Origin of the sequence: Neisseria sp. P0008.S004 (genome assembly GCF_051962755.1) — a bacterium.
Classification (GTDB): domain Bacteria; phylum Pseudomonadota; class Gammaproteobacteria; order Burkholderiales; family Neisseriaceae; genus Neisseria; species Neisseria subflava_A.
In genome coordinates this window covers 115,876-137,913 of sequence record NZ_JBQCUZ010000007.1, presented here as the reverse complement: position 1 = coordinate 137,913, position 22,038 = coordinate 115,876, and the positions used below count along the sequence as shown (strand labels likewise).

At 47.8% G+C, this 22,038-nt stretch carries 19 protein-coding genes; 10 read left to right on the top strand and 9 right to left on the bottom strand.

All coding sequences use genetic code 11. The features are described from left to right. Positions 1-123 precede the first annotated feature (123 nt). The 7 genes from ACTHSW_RS08905 to ACTHSW_RS08875 form a co-directional block, all read right to left on the bottom strand. Entirely contained in the window at positions 124-1,467 is a 1,344-nt protein-coding gene (locus ACTHSW_RS08905; protein WP_107811048.1) for an aldehyde dehydrogenase family protein, read from the bottom strand. Positions 1,468-1,546: 79 nt separating this feature from the next. Continuing rightward, complete coding sequence (locus tag ACTHSW_RS08900) at positions 1,547-2,206, bottom strand: MarC family protein (protein WP_070459823.1); 660 nt, start codon at positions 2,204-2,206, stop codon at positions 1,547-1,549. 1 nt (position 2,207) lies between these two features. Continuing rightward, positions 2,208-3,359, bottom strand: coding sequence for a rod shape-determining protein RodA (gene rodA, locus ACTHSW_RS08895; RefSeq protein WP_107811047.1), 1,152 nt, complete (start codon positions 3,357-3,359; stop codon positions 2,208-2,210). Next, positions 3,352-5,400, bottom strand: a complete 2,049-nt coding sequence (gene mrdA / locus ACTHSW_RS08890) for a penicillin-binding protein 2 (protein ID WP_440373876.1) — start codon at positions 5,398-5,400, stop codon at positions 3,352-3,354. The genes rodA and mrdA overlap by 8 nt, the downstream gene beginning before the upstream one ends. A gap of 4 nt (positions 5,401-5,404) precedes the next feature. Continuing rightward, the gene (mreD, locus tag ACTHSW_RS08885; RefSeq protein WP_440373875.1) at positions 5,405-5,905 is read right to left on the bottom strand and encodes a rod shape-determining protein MreD; all 501 of its coding nucleotides are present in this window, start codon (positions 5,903-5,905) and stop codon (positions 5,405-5,407) included. A gap of 4 nt (positions 5,906-5,909) precedes the next feature. Beyond that, positions 5,910-6,752: a rod shape-determining protein MreC gene (gene mreC, locus ACTHSW_RS08880; RefSeq protein ID WP_070459835.1), complete on the bottom strand. Its 843-nt coding sequence runs from the start codon at positions 6,750-6,752 to the stop codon at positions 5,910-5,912. Between the two features lie 11 nt (positions 6,753-6,763). Then, positions 6,764-7,801 (bottom strand): rod shape-determining protein, encoded by a 1,038-nt coding sequence (locus ACTHSW_RS08875; RefSeq protein ID WP_440373874.1) that lies wholly within the window; start codon positions 7,799-7,801, stop codon positions 6,764-6,766. A gap of 225 nt (positions 7,802-8,026) precedes the next feature. On the opposite strand from ACTHSW_RS08875, the gene gatC reads away from it, so the two are divergent. The 5 genes from gatC to ACTHSW_RS08850 all read left to right on the top strand — a co-directional run bounded on the left by gatC (position 8,027) and on the right by ACTHSW_RS08850 (position 13,251). Next, positions 8,027-8,317, top strand: a complete 291-nt coding sequence (gene gatC / locus ACTHSW_RS08870; protein WP_003685110.1) for an Asp-tRNA(Asn)/Glu-tRNA(Gln) amidotransferase subunit GatC — start codon at positions 8,027-8,029, stop codon at positions 8,315-8,317. 150 nt (positions 8,318-8,467) lie between these two features. Next, positions 8,468-9,916, top strand: a complete 1,449-nt coding sequence (gatA, locus tag ACTHSW_RS08865; protein WP_070459841.1) for an Asp-tRNA(Asn)/Glu-tRNA(Gln) amidotransferase subunit GatA — start codon at positions 8,468-8,470, stop codon at positions 9,914-9,916. Positions 9,917-10,013: 97 nt separating this feature from the next. Beyond that, a complete protein-coding gene (locus tag ACTHSW_RS08860) occupies positions 10,014-10,634 on the top strand; it encodes a trimeric intracellular cation channel family protein (RefSeq protein ID WP_004520129.1) in 621 nt (206 codons plus the stop codon). Between the two features lie 100 nt (positions 10,635-10,734). Beyond that, positions 10,735-12,165, top strand: a complete 1,431-nt coding sequence (gene gatB, locus ACTHSW_RS08855) for an Asp-tRNA(Asn)/Glu-tRNA(Gln) amidotransferase subunit GatB (RefSeq protein ID WP_070459844.1) — start codon at positions 10,735-10,737, stop codon at positions 12,163-12,165. A gap of 81 nt (positions 12,166-12,246) precedes the next feature. Then, positions 12,247-13,251: an FAD-binding oxidoreductase gene (locus ACTHSW_RS08850; RefSeq protein ID WP_070459847.1), complete on the top strand. Its 1,005-nt coding sequence runs from the start codon at positions 12,247-12,249 to the stop codon at positions 13,249-13,251. Positions 13,252-13,488: 237 nt separating this feature from the next. Here the strand turns inward: ACTHSW_RS08850 and ACTHSW_RS08845 are convergent, their stop codons facing one another. Further along, positions 13,489-15,597: a LysM peptidoglycan-binding domain-containing protein gene (locus ACTHSW_RS08845; RefSeq protein ID WP_070459851.1), complete on the bottom strand. Its 2,109-nt coding sequence runs from the start codon at positions 15,595-15,597 to the stop codon at positions 13,489-13,491. Positions 15,598-15,753: 156 nt separating this feature from the next. Here ACTHSW_RS08845 and ACTHSW_RS08840 point away from each other — a divergent pair, with 156 nt between their 5' ends. From ACTHSW_RS08840 to ACTHSW_RS08820, 5 genes are all read left to right on the top strand, one after another. Next, positions 15,754-16,413, top strand: coding sequence for a class I SAM-dependent methyltransferase (locus tag ACTHSW_RS08840; RefSeq protein WP_070459854.1), 660 nt, complete (start codon positions 15,754-15,756; stop codon positions 16,411-16,413). Positions 16,414-16,456: 43 nt separating this feature from the next. Beyond that, entirely contained in the window at positions 16,457-17,284 is an 828-nt protein-coding gene (gene mutM / locus ACTHSW_RS08835; RefSeq protein ID WP_070460049.1) for a bifunctional DNA-formamidopyrimidine glycosylase/DNA-(apurinic or apyrimidinic site) lyase, read from the top strand. A gap of 64 nt (positions 17,285-17,348) precedes the next feature. Beyond that, entirely contained in the window at positions 17,349-18,134 is a 786-nt protein-coding gene (locus ACTHSW_RS08830; RefSeq protein WP_070459857.1) for a 1-acylglycerol-3-phosphate O-acyltransferase, read from the top strand. A 188-nt stretch (positions 18,135-18,322) separates the two neighbouring features. Continuing rightward, positions 18,323-19,060 (top strand): redoxin family protein, encoded by a 738-nt coding sequence (locus tag ACTHSW_RS08825; RefSeq protein ID WP_049348362.1) that lies wholly within the window; start codon positions 18,323-18,325, stop codon positions 19,058-19,060. A gap of 253 nt (positions 19,061-19,313) precedes the next feature. Beyond that, complete coding sequence (locus ACTHSW_RS08820; protein ID WP_070459864.1) at positions 19,314-20,720, top strand: dihydrolipoyl dehydrogenase; 1,407 nt, start codon at positions 19,314-19,316, stop codon at positions 20,718-20,720. A gap of 73 nt (positions 20,721-20,793) precedes the next feature. Here ACTHSW_RS08820 and ACTHSW_RS08815 read toward each other — a convergent pair whose 3' ends face one another. Beyond that, the gene (locus ACTHSW_RS08815; RefSeq protein WP_049328597.1) at positions 20,794-21,924 is read right to left on the bottom strand and encodes a PilT/PilU family type 4a pilus ATPase; all 1,131 of its coding nucleotides are present in this window, start codon (positions 21,922-21,924) and stop codon (positions 20,794-20,796) included. Between the last annotated feature and the right edge of the window lie 114 nt (positions 21,925-22,038).

The following is a 22,038-nucleotide window of genomic DNA, read 5'->3' as shown; positions in this document are numbered from 1 at the left end:
GAAGGTGGTCATGGAAAATCCCCTAAATGTCTTAGTAGGAATTTAGGGGATTTTGGGGAATTTTGCAAAGGTCTCAGGCCGTCTGAAATCGGGTTTTCAGACGGCCTGAGTTAATGCAACAGTTTATTTTTGCCAATAGGTTTTGACGTTGACGAATTCGTACAGCCCGAATTCTGATAGCTCGCGTCCATAACCTGAAGCTTTGACGCCACCAAAAGGTAGGCGCAGATCGCTGCTGGTGTGGCGGTTGATAAAGACAGAGCCTGCTTGAATTTTTTCGGCGTATTGCCATGCATTTGCCGTGTCGGCTGTGTAGATACAGGCGCCGAGGCCGAAAGGTGTGTCGTTGGCAAGTGCGACGGCGTGATCCGGATTGTTGGCGCGTAAAATCATGGCAACTGGGCCGAAGACTTCTTCGTGCCAAACGCGGCAGTTCGGGTTGATTTGATCCAATACCGTGGCAGGGTAAAACCAGCTTTCTCCCTCAGGGATATAACCGCCGCTCAAGCACTGCGCGCCATGTGCAACCGCATCTTGAACCTGCTCGTGTACGGTTTGACGCAGGTCTTCGCGGTGAAGCGGGGCAAGGGTAGTGTTCGGGTCTTTGGGATTGCCGGTTTGCAGTTTGGCGCATTCGGCAAGGAAGAGCGGGATAAATTGTTCGGCAATATCTTGGGTAACAACGATGCGCTTGGCGGCATTGCAGGATTGTCCGGCATCGCGAAAGCGCGAATAGCAGGCATCGATGACTGCACGTTGCAGATCGGCATCAGGCAGGATAATAAACGGATTGCTGCCGCCCAGTTCAAGGACGGTTTTTTTCAGATGTCTGCCCGCATGGGCGGCCAGCAAGCGACCGGTATGGGTCGAACCGGTAAATGCCATGGCATCGGTATCTTCAATGGCTTTAAGCGTGTCTTCATGGTTTAACCATGCGCCGATAAGCGGCAAACCTTTGGGGACGAGGTTGAAGAGTGTTTCGCTGACGCGGGCGACACTGGGCGCAGGTTTGACCGCGCAGGCATTGCCGGCACAGAGGGCAGGGATGGCAAATCGTAAAATCTGCCAAACAGGGTAGTTCCACGGCATGACTGCCAAAACAACGCCCAAAGGCTCGAAGCGGACTTGGCTGAGGCTGGCTTGAGTGGCGATGGTTTTATGGGCAAGCAGTTCGGGGGTAAGGCGGACGTAATAGCGGATAAGCTCGATGGATTTGCTGATTTCGGCACGGCATTCGTGCAGGCAGCGTCCGACTTCTTCGCAGACCATTTCAGCAAGGCGTTCTTGGTTTTGGGTAAGGCTGTCGGCAAATTGTTGTAAGAGGGCAGTGCGCTCGATAATGCTTGATTGTGCGAAGGTTTGCTGAAGGGTTTGGAGGCGGTTTAATTCGTCGGTGAACTCGGTATAGCTTTGCGCCGGTCTGCGGTAAATGGTTTCTCCGGTGAAAACGTGGGTGCTGTGAAACATGGTTGACTCCTTTGTTTTTATGTTTTTATGAGGCCGTCTGAAAATGTTTCAGACGGCCTTTTATTGTGATGATTGTACTTCAAGCGACCAGTTGGGGGAAAATGGATTTTAAGCCGGCAACAATAATCTCTACGGAAATGGCGGCAAGCATCATGCCCATGATGCGGTTGAGGATGGTCAGGCCGGTAGTGCCCAAGCGTTTGCTGATGCGTCCGGCCACGACCAGAATGAAATAGCAAATCAGGCTGACCAAAAAGCCGGAGATGATAATTAGGGCAATATCGCTGTAATTTTTGGCGGCAGAGGAGTAAATGATGACGGTAGAAATACCGCCGGGACCGATGGTAATCGGAATGGCAATGGGTACGACGGCAATGGCTTTTTCATTGCGGCGGATTTGTTGCTCATGGTGATGCTCTTCTGAATTGGGGTCGATTTTGGGCTTGGCAGGATTATTGTTGCCGTTCATTAAGGAGATGGCAATCAGCAAAACCAGAATACCGCCGCCGACTTGGAAAGAGCCCACGCTGATACCAAGTACTTTCAACAAGATACCGCCACTCAGTGCAAAGACGATGATTACGATGAAAACGGCCAATGCGGCAGTACGCGCGATTCTGCGCTTTTCTTTGGTGCTGTGGTTTTGTGTCAGATCAAGATAGATTGAGAGCGCGCTGAAAGGATTAATCAGCACGAGAAATGCCACAAGCAGCTTGCCGATTTCTACACCCAGTTCCATATTATTCCTCGCTTTCAGTTAGGTCATCGTTATCCGCATTACGGCGGCGGAGGTTTTTGTGTTCGTTGGCAATACCCATCAGCAGGGCGAGCACCACCATGATGGAAAGTGTAGCCGTACCGCCGTAGCTGACCAAGGGGAGGGGGACACCTACGACGGGCAAAATACCGCTGACCATGCCCATGTTTACAAAGGCGTAGCAGAAAAAAGTCATGGTCAACGCGCCTGCCAAAGTACGACTGTAAAGGGATTGCGCTTGTGCGGCAATCCACAATCCGCGTGCCAGAATGATGAGGTAAACCAGCAGTAAAAGGATATTGCCAATCAGGCCGAATTCTTCGCCGAATACTGCGAGAATAAAGTCAGTCGTTGATTCGGGAATATAGTCTAAATGGGTTTGCGTACCGTTGAGCCAGCCTTTACCCCATACGCCGCCCGAGCCGATGGCAATCATGGATTGGATGATGTGGTAGCCTGCGCCTAACGGGTCTTTGGTTGGGTCGAGCAGAGTGAGGACGCGGGTTTTCTGGTAGTCGTGCATGCCGTAATTCCACAAGAGCGGCAAAGCGGCCACAAAGGCAATAATGGCGGAAAAAATAGCCTTCCAAGGCAATCCGGCAAAGAAGATGACAAAAATACCCGAAGCCATAATCAGTGCTGCCGTACCCAGATCTGGCTGCTTCAATATCAGGGCAACAGGAACAAGAATCAGAACGAGGGCAACAATATAATGTACCCATTTCAGACGGCCTTCATAGCGTTGGAAATACCACGCGACAGTCATGGGAATACCGATTTTCATGATTTCGGAAGGTTGGATACGGGTAAAGCCGAGGCTCAGCCAACGTGTCGAACCGTTGACGGTAACGCCGGCAACTTCGACGCCAATCAGCAGTAATACGCCGACAATGTAAACAGGTAGGGCAACTTTGGCAGCCATTTGCGGCTTGAATACGGCGATAATCCATAAAAGGACAAAGCCCAAAACGGTATGGATGGTTTTGTTTTCCAATTGGCCGAACTCTTGCCCGTCTGCAGAATAGAGCAGGAACAGGCTCATGATGTAGATGGCGAGCATGGCAAAAAACAGCCAAGGGTCAATCGGGGCCGCAATGGTGGATTTGAAATTTTTCCACACTGATGTGTTATTCATGATGAACCTCCGGCTGTGAGGCAGGGCTTGTCGGCGTCAGTCCGTAGGCAGATTGGAAAATGCTGGTAATAGGCTGATGCTTGTCCGTTGTTTCAGTTTTGGCTAAATCTGACTCAAGGCCGTCTGAAAACTGTTGCGGCTTGACGTGAAGCATATAAAAATCAGTCATTTCACGGGCCAATGGCGCGGCATACGCACCCCAGCCGCCGTTTTCCAAAATAACGGCAATGGCAATTTCAGGTTTTTCCAATGGCGCAAACGAGATAAACCATGCGTGGTCGCGGTGTTGTTCGCGCAGGGCTGCGGCATTGTAGCGGCCGCCTTGTTTAATTTGTACGACTTGGGCTGTACCGGTTTTACCGCCCATCGTATAGGCGAGTCCGCCACCGATACGGTGCGCCGTACCACCCGGTTTCAATACCTTTTCCATTGAGCGTTTGACGTATTCGAAGTTATCGGCTTTGAACGGAATTTGACGCTCAGGATTGGGGTTGATACGGGTAATTTTGCGCGCGCCGAAATCCAATACTTCTTTGACCAAATGCGGCTGATAAACGACACCGTTATTGGCCAGAGATGCTGTCGCATGTGCCATTTGCAAAGGCGTGTAGGCGTTGTAGCCTTGGCCGATACTGACGGAAACCATCTCGCCGGCGCGCCATTCTTTGGCAGTCGGGTCGGAAGATTTGGCAAAGCGTTTGGCTTTCCATTCGCGGCTGGGCAAAACGCCTGTGTATTCGCTGGGCAGGTCAATGCCGGTTTTCTGGCCGAAACCGAATTGCGCCAGATACGGAGAGGCTTTATCGATACCCATTTCGTAACCCAAACGGTAGAAGAAGGTATCTGAGGATACTTGAATGGCTTTGCTCAAGTTGGCCGAGCCGTGACCGCTGCGGACGGAGTCGCGGAAGATATGGCGGCTGCCGGGTATGCTCCATGCGCCGGGTGCAGGGACGATAGTGTTTTGAGTAATTTTGCCGCTTTCCAACAAAGCCATGCCCATAAAGGGTTTGAATGTAGAACCCGGCGGATAAAGGCCTTGGGTAACGCGGTTGATCAAAGGCTTTTTCCAATCGTCATTCAGCATTTTCCAAGTGTCGCTGTCGATGCCGTCAATAAAGAGGTTGGGATCAAAGGAAGGTTTGGAAACAAAAGCCAAAACAGTACCGTCTTGCGGATTGATGGCCACCAATGCGCCACGGCGGTCGCCCAAGATGCGGTCGGCTTCCTGTTGCATACGGATATCCATACCTAGGCGCAAGGTTTGCCCCATTTTGGACGGAACATTTTTCAATACGCGGACGATGTTGCCGTAAGCGTCTTTTTCGACTTCCTGATAGCCTGGAATGCCATGAAGCTGGTGTTCGTAATATTTTTCCAAGCCGGATTTGCCGATATGTGTACTGCCGCGGTAGAGGGCGGTCAGGCCTTCTTCTTCCAGCATTTCTTTGTCTTTGTCGCTAATACGGCCGATATAGCCTAAGAAATGGGAAGTCAGTTTGCCGTAAGGATATTCGCGGAAAGTGCGTGAATTGACCTCTACGCCTTTGAATTCGCGCAGATGTACGGACAAACGGGCGGCTTCTTCATCGGTCAGTTTGAGTTTGAGTGGGATATTTTCAAATTTTCTATAGCTTTCGCGGTATTTTTTGAAGCGTTTTAAATCTGTCGGCGTGATATCGACGTATTTTTTCAATGCTTCAATGACATCTTCCATCTTGCCTTCGATGCGGCTGGGAATAACTTCGAGCGAAAAGACAGGATAGTTTTTGGCCAAAGGAACGCCGTTGATATCGACGATTTCGCCGCGTACGGGCGGCGTTGGAATCAGGGTGATGCGGTTGCTCGATGCTTGACCGGAAAACTCGTTGTGCTGAGTCACTTGCAGGTAAAAGAACCGCGCCAGCAAGATGGAAAAGAAGATGACAATCAGGACAAAAGCAACGAGCAGGCGCAATAAAGCGTCGGCTTGTGCAGCCTGAGCAGAAGGTTTTTTGGTATGTTGACCACCGGAAAGACGGCGTGGAAGAATCGGTTTCATCTTTTCAGTGGGAGCGGTAAATACGGGTCACAATCAGCATCAGCTGGCTGAGTATCGGCCAAAGCAATGCGCCGACAAATGGGGCAACAAAGCCTTGCAAAGTGATGACCTGATGATTAAGGAACAAACGGGCAACAGTTAAGACGGCCTGATTGAGAAGCAGCGCAGCCAAGACAGCAGCCAATTGCATAATGTGGCCGTACAGCATGATCTGGCGGCGGTGGTTTAAAATGAAATAAGTCATCACGACGTAAGACAGGGCGTGCAATCCCAAAGTCGCGGCGGTTGCGGCATCGACAATCAGGCCGATGGCAAAAGCCAGTCCCATGCCTGCGCGTTGCGGTTGGTGCAATGCCCAATACAGCAGCATCAGTGCCGTCATTTCAGGCAGCCAGAAGAACCCGTCAAAGGAAAACGGCATAAAGTCCAGTATCATCATCACGATGAGACTGGCCGCCATAATGTGCAGCGGTACTGCACGGTAAGAATCGTCAAAATCGTTCATGAAATCAGCGTGGGGAAGAAGGGGCGGAAGAAAGTACCAAGACAAAACGGCTGCTGCGTAAAGCGGCTAAAGGCGTCAGTTGCGTATCGTAATAAGGCGTTCCCGATGCGCGGACAACCTTGCTGACGGTTGCAACGGGAATCCCCGCCGGATAAGTACCGTCCAAGCCGGAAGTCAGTAGAATATCGCCGGGTTTCAAGTCTGAGCCGGTTGGAAAATAGCGCAAATCCAAACCGTTGCCATTGCCGTATGCCAAATTGCGTTCGCCGGTGCGACTGACGGCTATGGGGACAATGCTTTGTCCGCCTGAAATCAGCCCAATTTCCGCACTTTGTGTGTGAACTTGTGTCAACAGGCCGATCAAACCGCTTTGATCGATGACCGCATCGCCAACTTTCAAACCATCTTGGCCGCCCTTGCCGATAATCAGTCTTTCGGAAAGCGGATCTTTGCCATTGGAAATGACTTCCGCACCGATAACGTTGTGAATGCCTTTTTGTTGCAAACCGTACAGTTTTTTTAATTCGCGCAATTCATCAGTATTGACTTTATCTCGCTGCAAATCAATTTTCAGACGGCCATTTTCTTCCAGAAGTTGGCGGTTTTGTTCCAAGAGCTCGGATTTGGACTGGGAGAGGTCGGCAAAATATTGATAAAGTTGAACAGGTTGATTTGCCAGCCATTGAACAGGATAGAGCATGGGCATTACTGCAGCACGTACAGGCTGCATCAATGAAAAGCGGTAATCTGCCACCATCAGGCCGGCAGCCAGAGCGATATAAACGACAAAACGAGGCAACAGCTTAGAGCCTTTTGCCTCGTCAAAGCGCAAAGAAGAGCGTTCCATAACCATCTACCTTATGGGTTTTCCGTGAATACGGTATCCCATTTGCCGATATAGTCCAAAGCCTTACCGGCACCATAGGCAACGCAGTTCAGAGGTTGGTCGGCAATACCGACGGGCAGGCCGGTTGCGTCGGCCAAGACAGTATCGATACCGTGCAGAAGCGCACCGCCGCCGGTCAGCATAATACCGCGGTCGGCGATGTCGCCGGCCAATTCAGGCGGAGCCTGTTCCAAAGCTAGACGAACGGCACGGATGATTTGATTTACCGTTTCACTCAATGCTTCACGGATTTCATCTGAAGTAACTGCCAAGGATTTAGGCGTGCCTTCGGCCAGATCGCGGCCTTTAATGCGCATGGCTGTTTCGGTTTCAAAGCCCGAGGCCGAGCCGATTTGTTTCTTCAATTCTTCGGCTGTAGCTTCACCAATCAAGACACCGCGATGACGGCGCAGGTAATGGATGATGCTTTTATCGAATTCATCGCCGGCTGCGCGGACAGAAGCAGAATAGGCCATGCCGCCCAGTGAAAGAATACCGATTTCAGTCGTACCGCCGCCGATATCGACAATCATCGAACCTGCAGCATCTTCAATCGGTAAACCCGCACCCAAAGCGGCGGCCATCGGTTCTTCAATCAAATGTACACTTGCCGCGCCGGCAGCAAACGCAGAGTCCAAAATCGCTTTACGTTCCACTTGGGTAGAGCCGCCCGGAACACAGATAACCACGCGAGGCGGAACCAAAGATTGTCCTTCGGTGGCTTTTTTAATCAACATACCCAGCATACGCTCAGTAATCACAAAATCGGCAATTACACCGTCTCTCATCGGGCGGACGATTTCAATATTGCGCGGCGCACGACCCTGCATTTTTTTGGCTTCCGTACCCACTGCCATAATTTTACTTTTATTGCCTGCGCCGGATTGAATCGCAACCATGGACGGCTCATCCAAAACAATCCCTTTGCCGCGTACAAAAATCAGCGTGTTGGCCGTGCCCAAATCGATGGCAATATCATTGGAGAGGAAACGAGATAAAAGACGAAACATTAGGATTCCTGAAATTCCGGCCCAGTCCGGATGCTTTAAGCAGTATTTAAAATAAGAAAAACAGGTACACGGTTTTAGACGGATAAATGCGCCCTTAAAAGGCCGTCTGAATCAAAACACCATGCCAACCTGTTTGGTTTTCGGTTATAATTCTTCGCTTCATAGAAGACGAAATGCAATGATACCCCAAACCCAAGAGGCATTGCTATCAGACAAGGATTTTTTATGGCTTTAAGCTTAAATGATGTGGAAAAAATCGCAAAACTCTCGCGCCTCACTTTAACGGACGAAGAAAAAAACAAAACGCTTGCCGAGTTGAACGATATTTTCGCCATGGTTGAAAACATGCAAAGCGTCAATACCGACGGTATCGAACCCATGGCGCATCCGCACGAAGCCGCTTTACGCCTGCGCGAAGATAAAGTGACTGAAACCGATCATGCTGCCGAATATCAGGCTGTTGCCCCCGAAGTGCGCAACCGCCTGTATATTGTTCCTCAAGTAATTGAAGAATAAGGTTTCATACGGCCTTTGCTTATCGGCAAGCCCCTATTGCAAGGCCGTCTGAAAGGATTTTTTGTTCAGACGGCCCGATTTATTGATTTAAACGGATGTTTTCAATATCTGTTTTGAAAGCAAAAACTGTTTTATAGAAAGTACGGCACAATGACCGCTTACACGCTCAAACAAGCCAGCAGCCTGCTGCAATCCAAACAAATTTCCGCAGTCGAATTGGCGACCGAATATTTGGCCGCTATTGCTGCGAAAAACCCTACCATCAACGGCTACGTTACCATCGATCAAGATAAGACCCTTGCTGAAGCTAAAGCAGCCGATGCGCGTATCGCGGCCGGTAATGCAACAGCTTTGACCGGTGTGCCGGTTGCTTACAAAGATATTTTCTGCCAAACAGGTTGGCGCAGTGCATGCAGCTCCAAAATGTTGGATAACTTCGTTTCTCCTTATACTGCTACTGTGGTGCAAAACCTGTTGGATGCCGGCATGGTTACTCTTGGCCGTACCAATATGGACGAATTTGCCATGGGTTCGACCAATGAGACTTCGTTCTACGGCGCAACCAAAAACCCATGGAATCTTGAACATGTTCCCGGCGGTTCGTCAGGCGGTTCGGCTGCCGTGATTGCGGCGCGTTTGGCACCGGTTGCGTTGGGTTCGGATACCGGCGGTTCTATCCGTCAGCCTGCATCGCATTGCGGTATTACCGGCATCAAGCCGACTTACGGTACGGTTTCACGTTTCGGTATGGTTGCCTATGCTTCCAGCTTCGACCAAGCCGGCCCTATGGCGCAAACAGCCGAAGACTGCGCGATTTTGTTGAACGCTATGGCCAGCTTTGACGAGCGCGATTCCACCAGTTTGGAGCGCGACAAAGAAGACTACACCCGTGATTTGGACAAGCCGCTCAAAGGTTTGAAAATCGGTTTGCCTAAAGAATATTTTGGCGAAGGCGCAGATGCCGATGTTCAGACGGCCTTGCAAAGCGTTATTGATTTGCTCAAAGTACAAGGAGCGGAGACTGTTGAAGTTTCCCTGCCGCAAACATCATTGTCGATTCCTGCTTATTACGTTCTTGCCTCTGCTGAAGCAAGTACCAACTTGTCCCGTTTTGATGGCGTACGTTATGGCCACCGTGCGGTGCAATTTGGCGATTTGGAAGAAATGTACAGCAACACCCGTGCCGAAGGTTTTGGCAGCGAGGTCAAACGCCGTATCATGATCGGTACTTATGTATTGAGCCATGGTTACTACGATGCGTACTATTTGAAAGCGCAAAAACTGCGCCGTCTGGTTGCCAATGATTTTCAGACGGCCTTTGGTCAATGTGATTTCATTTTGGCGCCGACTGCGCCGACTGCCGCGCCAAAACTCGGCAGCGACATTCACGACCCTGTGCAAATGTACTTATCCGATATTTACACCATCGCCGTGAACCTTGCCGGTTTGCCTGCACTGACTCTGCCTGCCGGTTTCAGCGCAAACGGCCTGCCGATTGGTGTGCAATTTATCGGCAACTATTTCTCCGAAGCCAAAATTTTGGGTGCCGCACATCAAGTTCAGCTGAACAGCGATTGGCACACTAAAGCGCCGGAATAATGTTTTAGGGCCTTGATGATTCAAGGCCGTCTGAAAATAAACCATATAAAAGCGCCTGAATGTATTGAGGTGCTGCATATTGTAGATATTTAAAAACATGACAGCCACCGACTTCATTCAAATCATTGGGACAGCCGCGTTTGCCATTTCCGGCTATTTGGTCGGCTACAACAAGCGGTTGGATGTACTCGGTGTCGTCATTACTGCGTTACTGACGGCTGTCGGCGGCGGCATGATACGCGATGGCTTGGTCGGCCGGATTCCGCAAGTGTTTTTGCAAACCGATGCGCTGATAGTTGTATTTGCCACGCTTGCCATCGCATGGTTGATAAGGGTGCAACGTTATCGCAGCACCTATTTGGCTGCTGCTTTTATTATTGCCGATGCCATCGGTTTGGCAGCGTTCAGCATTACCGGCGCACAAATCGGTATGACCTTGCAGCTCAATTTGTTCGGCGTTATTTCTTTGGCTTTTGTGACTGCCGTTGGTGGCGGTATTGCGCGCGATATTTTGGTCAATGATGTGCCGATGATTTTGCGCACCGACCTTTACGGCAGTGTAGCCATTTTGATTGGCGGGCTGATTTATCTGTTCGGGCATTTGGGCTGGATTAATATTTTTACGTTAAACCTGCTCTTTGCCGGCGGATTGTTGTTTCGCCTGACTGCATACCGTTTCCATTGGCAACTGCCCGGTTTCCAACGCCGCAGGAAATAAACTTATCTTATCAGACGGCCTATTATGTTTTTTATTCAGGCCGTCTGAAAAACGAATCACTCATTTAACCGATTAACTTTTTTTCGACAGAAAGACCCTTATGACTTGGGAAACCGTAATCGGACTGGAAATCCACGTCCAACTCAACACCCAATCCAAAATCTTCAGCGGCGCATCCACTGCATTCGGTGCCGAGCCTAATGCCCACGCCAGCGTGGTTGAGTGTGCGTTGCCGGGCGTATTGCCGGTAATGAACCGCGAAGTCGTCGAAAAAGCCATCAAACTCGGTTTGGCTTTGGATGCGAAAATCAATCAGAAAAACGTGTTCGACCGTAAAAACTATTTTTATCCTGATTTGCCAAAAGGCTATCAAATCAGCCAGTTGAATTTGCCGATTGTAGAACACGGCAAACTGGAAATCGTAGTGGGCGATGAGGTTAAAACCATCAATGTTACCCGTGCGCACATGGAAGAAGATGCGGGTAAATCCGTGCACGAGGGTTTAAACGGTGCCACCGGTATTGACTTGAACCGTGCCGGTACGCCTTTATTGGAAGTTGTCTCCGAGCCTGAAATGCGTTCCGCAGCCGAAGCCGTGGCATACGCTAAAGCGTTACACGGTTTGGTAACTTGGCTGGATATTTGCGATGGCAATATGGCGGAAGGCTCGTTCCGCGTTGATGCCAACGTATCTGTCCGTCCGAAAGGTCAGGCAGAGTTCGGTACACGCCGTGAAATCAAAAACCTCAACTCTTTCCGCTTCTTGGAACAAGCCATCAATTATGAAGTGGAAGCGCAAATTGAAATCTTGGAAGACGGCGGTAAAGTACAGCAGGCAACCATGCTGTTTGACCCTGAAAAAGGCGAAACCCGTGTGATGCGTTTGAAAGAAGATGCACATGATTACCGCTATTTCCCAGATCCGGATTTGCTTCCGGTCATTATTTCAGACGGCCAATTGCAAAAAGCCAAAGAGCAAATGCCAGAGTTGCCGCATGAAATGGCGGCGCGTTTTGTTGTCGATTACGGCGTGTCTGACTATGATGCGCGCCTGTTAACTGCCAGCCGCGCTCAAGCCGCCTATTTTGAAGAAGCAGCCAAAGCCTGCGGCCAAGGTAAATTAACGGCGAACTGGATGAACGGCGAGCTTGCTGCTACTTTGAACAAAGAAGGTTTGGAATTAGCTGGAAGCCCGATTACGGCTCCACGCCTTGCCGAGTTGGTTGCTAAAGTTGCAGACGGAACATTAAGTAGCAAATTGGCGAAAAAAGCTTTTGAAGCAATGTGGGCCGAGCCTGAAGCAGGTATTGCCGAAATCATCGAAAAACATGGCTTGCAACAAATTACCGACACTGGAGCAATTGAAGCGATGGTGGATGAAGTGTTGGCAAATAATGCGAAAGCCATTGAGCAATTCCGTTCCGGCAATGAAAAAGCCTTGAATGCGATTGTCGGCCAAGTGATGAAAGCAAGTAAAGGCAAGGCCAATCCTGCTCAAGTTCAAGAGTTGATTAAAGCCAAATTAGCTTGATAGATAGGACAGGCCGTCTGAAAAATAGGTCTTATTTTTCAGACGGCCTTTATTTTTGATTCTAAAATTATTCTAAATACCATGACACATACTATTACCTTATCAGATCAAATAACATTTACGGCAAACGATGATGAAACCGTTCTTGCTGCTGCGACCCGTCAGAATTTAAATCTGCCCCATTCTTGTAAAAGTGGCGCCTGCGGACAATGTAAGGCCGAGTTGATGAGTGGTGAATTTGAAATGGGCGATCATATTGATAAAGCCATCAGCGAAGAAGAAAAAGCGCAGGGCAAAGTGCTATTGTGCTGTACTACTGCGAAGAGCGACCTGAAAATCAATGTGCAGGGGTTTAATCCGAATGCTTTGCCAGTGCGCACTTTGCCTGTACGTATCGAAACGATTGAAATCAAACATGATGTTGCTTTGTTGAGATTGGCTTTGCCTAAAGCCCCATCGTTTGCATTTTATGCAGGGCAGTATATTGACTTGTTGCTTCCGGGTAATATTAGTCGCAGTTATTCAATCGCCAATTCACCTGACCAAGAAGGCGTTTTGGAGTTGCATATTCGGAAACGAGAAAATGGCGTATGTTCGGAAATGATTTTTGGTGCAGAGCCTAAAATCAAAGAAAAAGGCATTGTCCGCATTAAAGGCCCATTGGGTACGTTTACTTTGCAAAAGGACAGCGATAGACCGATTGTTTTGTTGGCAACGGGTACAGGTTACGCACCTATCCACAGCATCTTGCTTGATTTGATTCATCAGAATAGCGAACGTCAGGTTCATTTTTACTGGGGAGCACGTCAGCAGGAGGATTTGTACGCATTGGAAGAAGCAGAAGCATTAATAGGCCGTCTGAAAAATGCGAAATTCTTGCCTGTTCTTTCTAAGCCTGATTCTGAATGGAAAGGGGAGAGTGGATATGTGCAAAACGTTGCAGCACAAAATTATCCTGATTTGAGCCAATATGAAGTTTATGCTTGCGGGTCACCAGCCATGACGGAGAATGCGCAAAGTTTGCTGACTCAAAATTGCGCTTTACCGGAAGATGCCTTCTTCTGTGATGCTTTTTCACCGGCATAGTGATGTGTATACAGGATTTATATGTTTGAATGCAGCTGTTAAGAGTAAAATTTGACGGCAATCTATTTGAAGAGGAGAGTGTGTTTTTACACACTCTTTTTTCTATGTGGAAGTTATTGCATGGATGTTTATGTCTTGAAGAGATAACTATTTTGTTATCAAAAATTGAATTTATAATTTATCATAAAGAAAAAGGCCGTCTGAATATTTTAGACGGCCTTTGTTTTGAAGCAAGTATTAGCTACCAATCAGTTTCAAACGTTGACCAGGGGTCACCGTACGTGTATTGCGGTTCCAACGGCGGATATCATTAATATCAACATTGAAACGGTTGGCGATGGTGTTCAAAGTATCGCCTTTGCGTACAGTGTAGGAAACGTTTTGAATCGGGTTGCTGCGGACTTTTGCCGGAGCAGCTGTAACGCGGAGGATTTGGCCTTTTTTGATATTGTTACCTTTGATGTTGTTGGCAATAATCAAATCGGCTACGCTCAAGTTGTAACGTTTGGAGATGTTAAACAACGTATCGCCATCTTCCACGCGGTGTATACCTGCTGCAAGTGCTGCAGTTTGTGTGTTTTGTTGGCCATTTACACGGGCAAGACGCGCATTGATGCGTTGTTGTTGTTTAGCGGTATTGGCTGCGATACGTTCTGTACGAGCGTTTTCAGCGGTGACAACAGTTTGAACTTGTTTGGTTTCAGGAGTCGCTTCAGCAACAGTCGCTGCAGGTTCCTCTGCAGGTCGGCTTTGTACCAAAGCCATCAGGTCATCATGCTCTTCTTGAACCGGCGCAGCAGCAACAGATTCAACTGCTGGAGAAGGGGCTACATCGTTTGCGGCAACAGTCGGTGCAGTCAAGTCGGCAGGGATAGCCGCTTTGGGTGCTTCTGCAACATTTGTGGTAGCAGGCTCAATAGCAGTATGGACCATGGCTACAACTGGGGCGGTCATTTCTATACTTGCAACTTGAGGCTGCTCTTTGGTTTCTGTTACCGCTACGGAAGTAACGTTTTCAGTTTTGCTGTGTGCAATAAAGTCAACCGGTTTAGTGGACTGAGGAACAACAGGTGCAACAATATTGGTCACGGTAGTTTGAGCGACTTTAACCGGTTCTACTGCGTTGGAAGCAATAATCGGAGACATGGCCGGCATATTGGATTGGTAAGTATCCGGCGTATTGTCTTTGTCAATAAAGTTAATAATGTCTTGGCTTTGGATAGCTGAGTTTTTAGCCACTAAAATGCTGCGGCCTTCAGAAATGGCGCTACCGCTCAGGCCATTGAGGCGTTTGAGTTCGGCTACGCTCATACCGGTATCGTTAGCAATGGCGTTAAGCTTTTTGTTGCCCAAAGAAGTATAAATATCCCAAGACATTAGGGTATCTGGATTGGCATTGCGGTAGTTCTTTTCAAATGCGGAAACCGCAGAAACCGGCAATAACAGGCGACGGTTGTTTTTAGGGATGAATACTGGAGCATTGAAACCTGGGTTGAGTGCCAACAGTTCGCTTTCGCTGATGTTTGCAAAACGAGCAATTGTGCTGTTATCAATAGGTTTGTCGATGCTGACAGATTTGAAATACGGCTGATTGCTGATTTCGCTGATATTCATACCGAAGGTTTGCGGATTGGCAACGATATTGCGGACGGCCAAAAGTTTGGGAACGTAGTTGCGTGTTTCGTTCGGCATACGCAGGTTTTCGTATGTCGGCTCCAAACCTTGCGCACGGGCACGGTTTACGGCGCGACCAACATTACCTTCGCCCCAGTTGTAAGCAGCAAGGGCCAAAGACCAGTCACCGAACATACCGTGCAGGTATTGCAGATAGTTCAGCGCGGCATCAGTAGCGGCGTAAACGTCGTGACGACCGTCATACAAAGGCGTTTTTTCCAAGCCGAAGTGGCGGCCGGTAGCCGGCATAAATTGCCACAGGCCGGATGCGCCGACGTGTGATTTGGCTTTGGTTAAAAATGCGCTTTCAATGAAAGGCAACAAAGCGATTTCAGCAGGCATATTGCGCTTTTTAACTTCATTGGCAATATGGTACATATAAGGTTTGCTGCGGGAGATGGTGCGGTCGAAATATGCACTGTTTGCAGCAAATTTGTTTTCATGGCGGCGAACCAGTTCTGTGTTGACTTCGTTAATGCGGAAGTCTTTACGTAATGATGCCCACAAGCTACCAGAGCCGAAGGTTTGTGTTTTGGCTTGGTCGAGCAGGGAAGAGTTGAGGCGCATCATTGCCATGCCGACTTGGTTGGGCGTAGCGTTTTGCGCGTAGGCTGTGGCGGAAACTGCCGACAGGCTTGAAACGGTCAGAACGATGGTTTTTAGTTTTGCCATAGTAAATAGAGTTATCAAATATATAATAAAATTTTGTCCTTTCGATGGTATCGTTTCAGCATTCAAACGTCAAGTCGGGCAGGGAATTTGCGTGTATGATGTGGTCGTGGTGTTAAAATTCTGTCACACAAGTCGGGATGCATAGGAGAGCATTTAATGGAAACTTTTTTTATGCAAACGCCAATGGGGCAATATCTTGCTCAAAAAGAGGCGGATTTTTTCAGACGGCATTTGCAATATTTGAATAGGCAAGTGGCGGTTCAATTGGACGGTGTATGGCAGAGGCCGTCTGAAAATATGATTGTGGTACCGCGCGATGTGCTGATGGATGCTGAAATGTTGGCATTTGAAACGCATTCCGTGGATGTATTATTGATGCCCCATCTTTTGGAAATTTCATCTGCCGATTTGGTGTTGCAAGAGGCATTTAGGATATTAAAACCCGAGGGCAGGTTGATTTTAACGGGGTTTAACCTTAAATCTTTGTGGGGGTTGAGCTCGTGGTTTGATGGTAAAAGACTGCCTATGAAATCTCAATGCTTGGCTCTGGCTGAGTTGAAACGAAAAACTGCCGCTATTGGTTTTGAAATGGAATATGGGCAGTTTATGGATTATCTGCCTGCTGTGAATTCATCATCTGCTTTGAAGTTTTGGCAGTTTATGGAAAAGGCAGGGGATAGGTGGTGGCCGCAGTGTGCGGCGGTGTATGGTGTGGTTTTAACGAAACATTTGATTGGTGTCCATCCTTTGCCTGAATTGGAATCTGCATTCGATGGCAATACGGTTGCTTTAAGTACGGCACGTTTGGCCGAATAGTTTTCAGACGGCCTATATATAATGATGAATTTGGAGAATAATGATGCCTGAATTACCTGAGGTAGAAACGACTTTACGCGGAATCGCGCCGCATATTGATGGCAAAAAGATAGAAAAAGTCATTATTCGCCAGTTTAAATTGAGATGGCCTATCCATCCGAACTTGGCGCAAATTTTGGCCGGGCGCAAAGTTTTGGCATGCAACCGGCGTGCGAAGTATTTGATTGTTACTTTTGAAACGGGTATTTTACTTATGCATTTGGGTATGTCCGGCAGTTTGCGGATTTTTACCGCCGATGATGAGCGCATCGCCACGCCGGATAAACATGATCATTTAGATTTTGTATTTGATGACGGTACCGTATTGCGTTATCACGATCCGCGTAAATTTGGTGCGGTATTGTGGTATGAGGGTATTGCCGAGCATCATCCGCTGTTGGAAAAGTTGGGACCGGAGCCGCTCTCGGATGATTTTGATGCAAATTACCTGTATCAGAAATTGAAAACCCAAAAGCGTGCAGTCAAATTAGCGCTGATGGATAATGCAGTGGTGGTTGGTGTCGGTAATATTTATGCGAATGAAAGTCTGTTTAAGGCAGGTATTTCGCCATTGCGTCCGGCGAATAAGCTGACCAAGAAAGAATGCGCATTATTGGTGGAAACCGTTAAAGCGGTTCTGCTGAGGGCGATTGAAACGGGCGGCAGTACACTGCGAGACTTCGTTAATAGCGATGGAAAAAGCGGCTACTTTCAGCAGGAATATACGGTCTATGGCCGCCACAATGAGCCTTGTGTCCAATGTGGCGGGTTGATTTTTAAAGAAACTTTGGGGCAGCGTGGAACATTTTATTGTCCAAATTGCCAGAAATAGTTTCAGACGGCCTTAAATGTCAGAGGCCGTCTGAACATAATGAACACAATACAGAAGAAATTTTATGTCTAAACAAAAAGCTCCTTTTTTTAAACGTCTGAGCCGACTTTGCCGTTTGGCAGCTTGGTTATTCAGAACCGGCCGGGATTTGCGTGCCATTGATGGCAACAATGCAGAGGAACGCAATCATGCTGTGGTTGTTTTGGGAAAAGGTGCGTTGGATGCTTTGGATATCGAATTGGAAATCGGCGTACCGCCTCAAGGAAATGTGAGTGGTACTTTGGTGGTGGCCAACCATGTGTCTTGGTTGGATATTTTTGCCATGAGCGCCGTTTATCCGAGCAGTTTTATTGCGAAACAGGAAATCAGCGGTTGGCCGGTTTTGGGGAAAATGGGTAAAAATGCCGGCACGGTGTTTATCAATCGCAATTCCCGCCGTGATGTCGAGCCGATTAATCAGGCGATTTGTGCAGCATTGAAAGCAGGGCAGAATGTCAGCTTCTTCCCTGAGGCGCGTACTTCTTCCGGCTTGGGTATTTTGCCGTTTAAAGCTGCCCTGTTCCAATCGGCTATTGATGCGAAAGCGCCGATTCAGGCGGTAACTTTGCGATATTATGATGACGAAGGACAACGGACGGATCTGCCATCCTATGCGGAGGTAAACCTGCTTCAATCTTTATGGCGCATTGTTTCTATGAAGAAAATCTGTATCCGCTTGGATTTCTCGCCTCAGTACAAACCGACAGATATGCCTGATAAAGACCGCTATGCTTTGAAGGATATTGCGGAAACAGCCATCGGCGAAATTGTGGCTTCGGATTCTCCCGTTCAGCCCTTACCTAAAAAATAATTTCAGTCAGGTACTTGTTTTATTTCAGATGGCCTTCATTTAGAGGAATAGCTGTTCTCGATTTAATTGAGTTGATAGTTTGATGTAATTAATATTATTTGAACTATAAATTATACAAATCGATAGGCCTGCATTAAAATGCAAGCATTGATTCATTTCTCAAACCCGAATTTTTAAGGAGCTTAAAAATGGCTTTGCAAGATCGTACCGGTCAAAAAGTACCTTCCGTAGTATTCCGCACTCGCGTTGGCGACACTTGGAAAGATGTTTCTACTGATGATTTGTTCAAAGGCAAAAAAGTAGTCGTGTTCTCTCTGCCTGGCGCATTTACTCCAACTTGCTCTTCTTCTCACCTGCCACGCTACAACGAATTGTTTGGCGCGTTCAAAGAAAACGGTGTTGACGCAATCTACTGCGTATCTGTAAACGACACTTTCGTAATGAACGCTTGGGCTGCTGAAGAAGAAGCTGACAACATCTACATGATTCCTGATGGTAATGGTGAATTCACTGAAGGCATGGGCATGTTGGTTGGCAAAGAAGACTTGGGCTTCGGCAAACGCTCTTGGCGTTACTCCATGCTGGTTAACGACGGCGTGATTGAAAAAATGTTTATCGAACCTGAAGAGCCAGGCGATCCTTTCAAAGTGTCTGACGCTGACACTATGTTGAAATACATTGCTCCTGACTGGAAAGCTCAAGAGTCTGTTGCCATCTTCACCAAACCTGGCTGCCAATTCTGTGCTAAAGCTAAAAAAGCTCTGCAAGACAAAGGCTTGTCTTACGAAGAAATCGTATTGGGCAAAGATGCAACTGTTACTTCCGTACGCGCTATTACCGGCAAGATGACTGCTCCTCAAGTATTCATCGGCGGTAAATACATCGGTGGCAGCGAAGACTTGGAAGCTTACTTGGCTAAAAACTAATTGCCTGTATGCTTAAGACGGCTTGAAAAGGCCGTCTGAAAGACCCAAATATAGAGTTATTCAGACGACGTTTGCAAATCGGCGTTCTGAATAACTCTATATTTACAAGTAGAATTTGAGATTATTGTTTTAAATCGATATTTAGATATTGGCTATTGATTTTTAAATTTTGATAGTTTATGAAGTTTAGGCCGTCTGAAAACGGATAACCTGATGGCAATATCGGTTTGGATATAGACAGTAAGGATAAAATATGAAAAAAATTCAAGCAGATGTGGTAGTACTGGGTGGCGGTACAGCCGGTATGGGCGCATTTCGCAATGCTCGACTTCATACAGATAATGTTTACCTGATTGAAAACAATGTATTCGGAACAACTTGTGCGCGTGTCGGCTGTATGCCGTCCAAATTGCTGATTGCAGCTGCGGAAGCGCGCCATCATGCTCTGCATACCGATCCGTTTGGCGTGCATTTGGATAAAGACAGCGTAACGGTAAACGGCGAAGAAGTCATGCACCGCGTGAAGTCCGAACGCGACCGTTTTGTTGGTTTTGTAGTCAGTGATGTAGAAGAGTGGCCTGCCGACAAGCGTATTATGGGTACGGCAAAATTTGTTGACGAACACACCGTCCAAATCGATGACCACACTCAAATCACTGCAAAAAGTTTTGTGATTGCTACCGGTTCGCGCCCTGTGATTTTCCCTCAGTGGGAAGTTTTGGGCGATCGCTTGATTGTGAACGATGATGTTTTCTCTTGGGATACCCTGCCTAAGAGTGTGGCCGTATTCGGTCCTGGTGTAATCGGCTTAGAGTTGGGTCAGGCTTTGCACCGTTTGGGCGTAAAAGTTGAAATTTTTGGCGTAGCAGGCGCTATTGGCGGTATTTCCGACCCTGTTGTCGCTGAAGAAGCCAAAACCGTTTTTGGTGAAGAGTTGACCTTGCATTTGGATGCCAAAACCGAAGTCAAATTGGACGCAGAAGGCAATGTTGAAGTTCATTGGGAACAAGATGGCGAAAAAGGTATATTCCATGCCGAATATGCTTTGGCTGCCGCCGGTCGCCGTCCGAACGTGGACAATATCGGTTTGGAAAACCTGAATATCGAAAAAGATGCACGTGGCGTGCCTGTTGCCGATCCGCTGACCATGCAAACCAGCATTCCGCACATCTTTATCGCAGGCGATGCATCCAACCAACTGCCTCTGCTGCATGAAGCTTCTGACCAAGGCAAAATTGCCGGTCACAATGCCGCTATTTTCCCGAATATTGAGGGCGGTTTGCGCCGTAGCGTAATCGGCGTGGTATTTACCAGTCCGCAAATTGCCACTATCGGTTTGAAATACGCGCAAGTTGCGGAGAAATATCAGCCTGATGAGTTTGTCATCGGTGAAGTTTCCTTCCGAAACCAAGGCCGCAGCCGCGTTATGTTGGTAAACAAAGGCCATATGCGTTTGTATGCTGAGAAAGCGACCGGCCGTTTCATTGGTGCGGAAATTGTCGGCCCTGCTGCCGAACATTTGGCACACTTGATGGCTTGGGCGCATCAAATGAAGATGACGATTCCGCAAATGTTGGATATGCCGTTCTACCATCCGGTTATCGAAGAAGGTCTGCGCACTGCATTGCGTGATGCCGATGCAAAACTGAAACAGGCTTGATTATTTGATGGAATAAAGGCCGTCTGAAACTCGTAGTAAGGTTTCAGACGGCCTTTTTTATGCTTTGAAGCTGTTAAATCAATTCTAAATCCGGACCGGCATTTTGCGCACGACGGCTTCGTAATTGAATGTCTAAGCGCAAATCATGAGCGGAGTCGGCATTTTTAATGGCGTCTTGATAACTGATATCGCCGTTTTCATACAAATCATACAAGGCTTGGTCAAAAGTGATCATGCCCATGCCGGTTGATTTTTTCATCATTTCTTTGATGTTGTGGACTTCGCCTTTTTGAATCAAGTCGGCAATAATTGGCGAATTGAGCAAAACTTCGACCGCCGCCACACGACCCCGTCCGCTTTCACGGGGAATCAGTCGTTGTGAAATAAAGGCTTGCAGGTTGAGCGATAAGTCGGTCAGCAACTGGGTACGGCGCTCTTCGGGGAAGAAGTTGATGATGCGGTCGAGCGCTTGGTTGGTACTGTTGGCGTGCAGTGTTGCCATACACAAATGGCCGGTTTCTGCGAAGGAAATGGCGTAGTCCATGGTCTCGCGGTCGCGGATTTCACCAATCAGGATAACATCCGGCGCTTGGCGCAGGGTATTTTTCAATGCAATCGGCCAATTTTCTGTATCTACACCGATTTCACGTTGGGTGATGATGCAGTTTTTGTGTTGGTGGATAAACTCAATCGGGTCTTCGATGGTAATAATGTGGTCGAAGCTGTTTTCGTTTCGATAGTCGATAAGGGAGGCGAGGGAAGTGGACTTGCCCGAACCTGTACCGCCGACAAAAATAATCAGGCCGCGTTTTCTGAGGGCAATGTCTTTCAGAATAGGGGGTAGATTGAGCGTTTCAAATTTCGGGATATTGCTGGTAATGGAACGGAATACCAAAGCAGTTGCACCGCGTTGAACCATTGCATTAACACGGAAGCGGCTGGTATCGGGCAGGCTGATGGCGAAGTTGCATTCGTTGGTGGAAGAAAATTCTTCGATTTGTTTGGAAGACATAATCGAAAAAGCGATTTCCATACATTTTTCAGCACTCAGCGGCTCATCAGTCAGTCGCATGATTTTGCCGTCCACTTTCATGGCCGGTGGGAAATTGGTGGTAATGAAAAGGTCGGAGCCTTTGTATTTGTTCATATGGCGTAGCCAAGCGAACAATTCTTCTTTTGCATCCGGAGTATTTTCGTTAAACATAAGAATTTAGGTATTTAAAATATAGTTATTTTATCTATGGTAATTATAACAGATGCAATCATTATTTGCTGATTGCTAGCTGGAGCATCAATCTGTTTTAAATTGGGTGTCGTT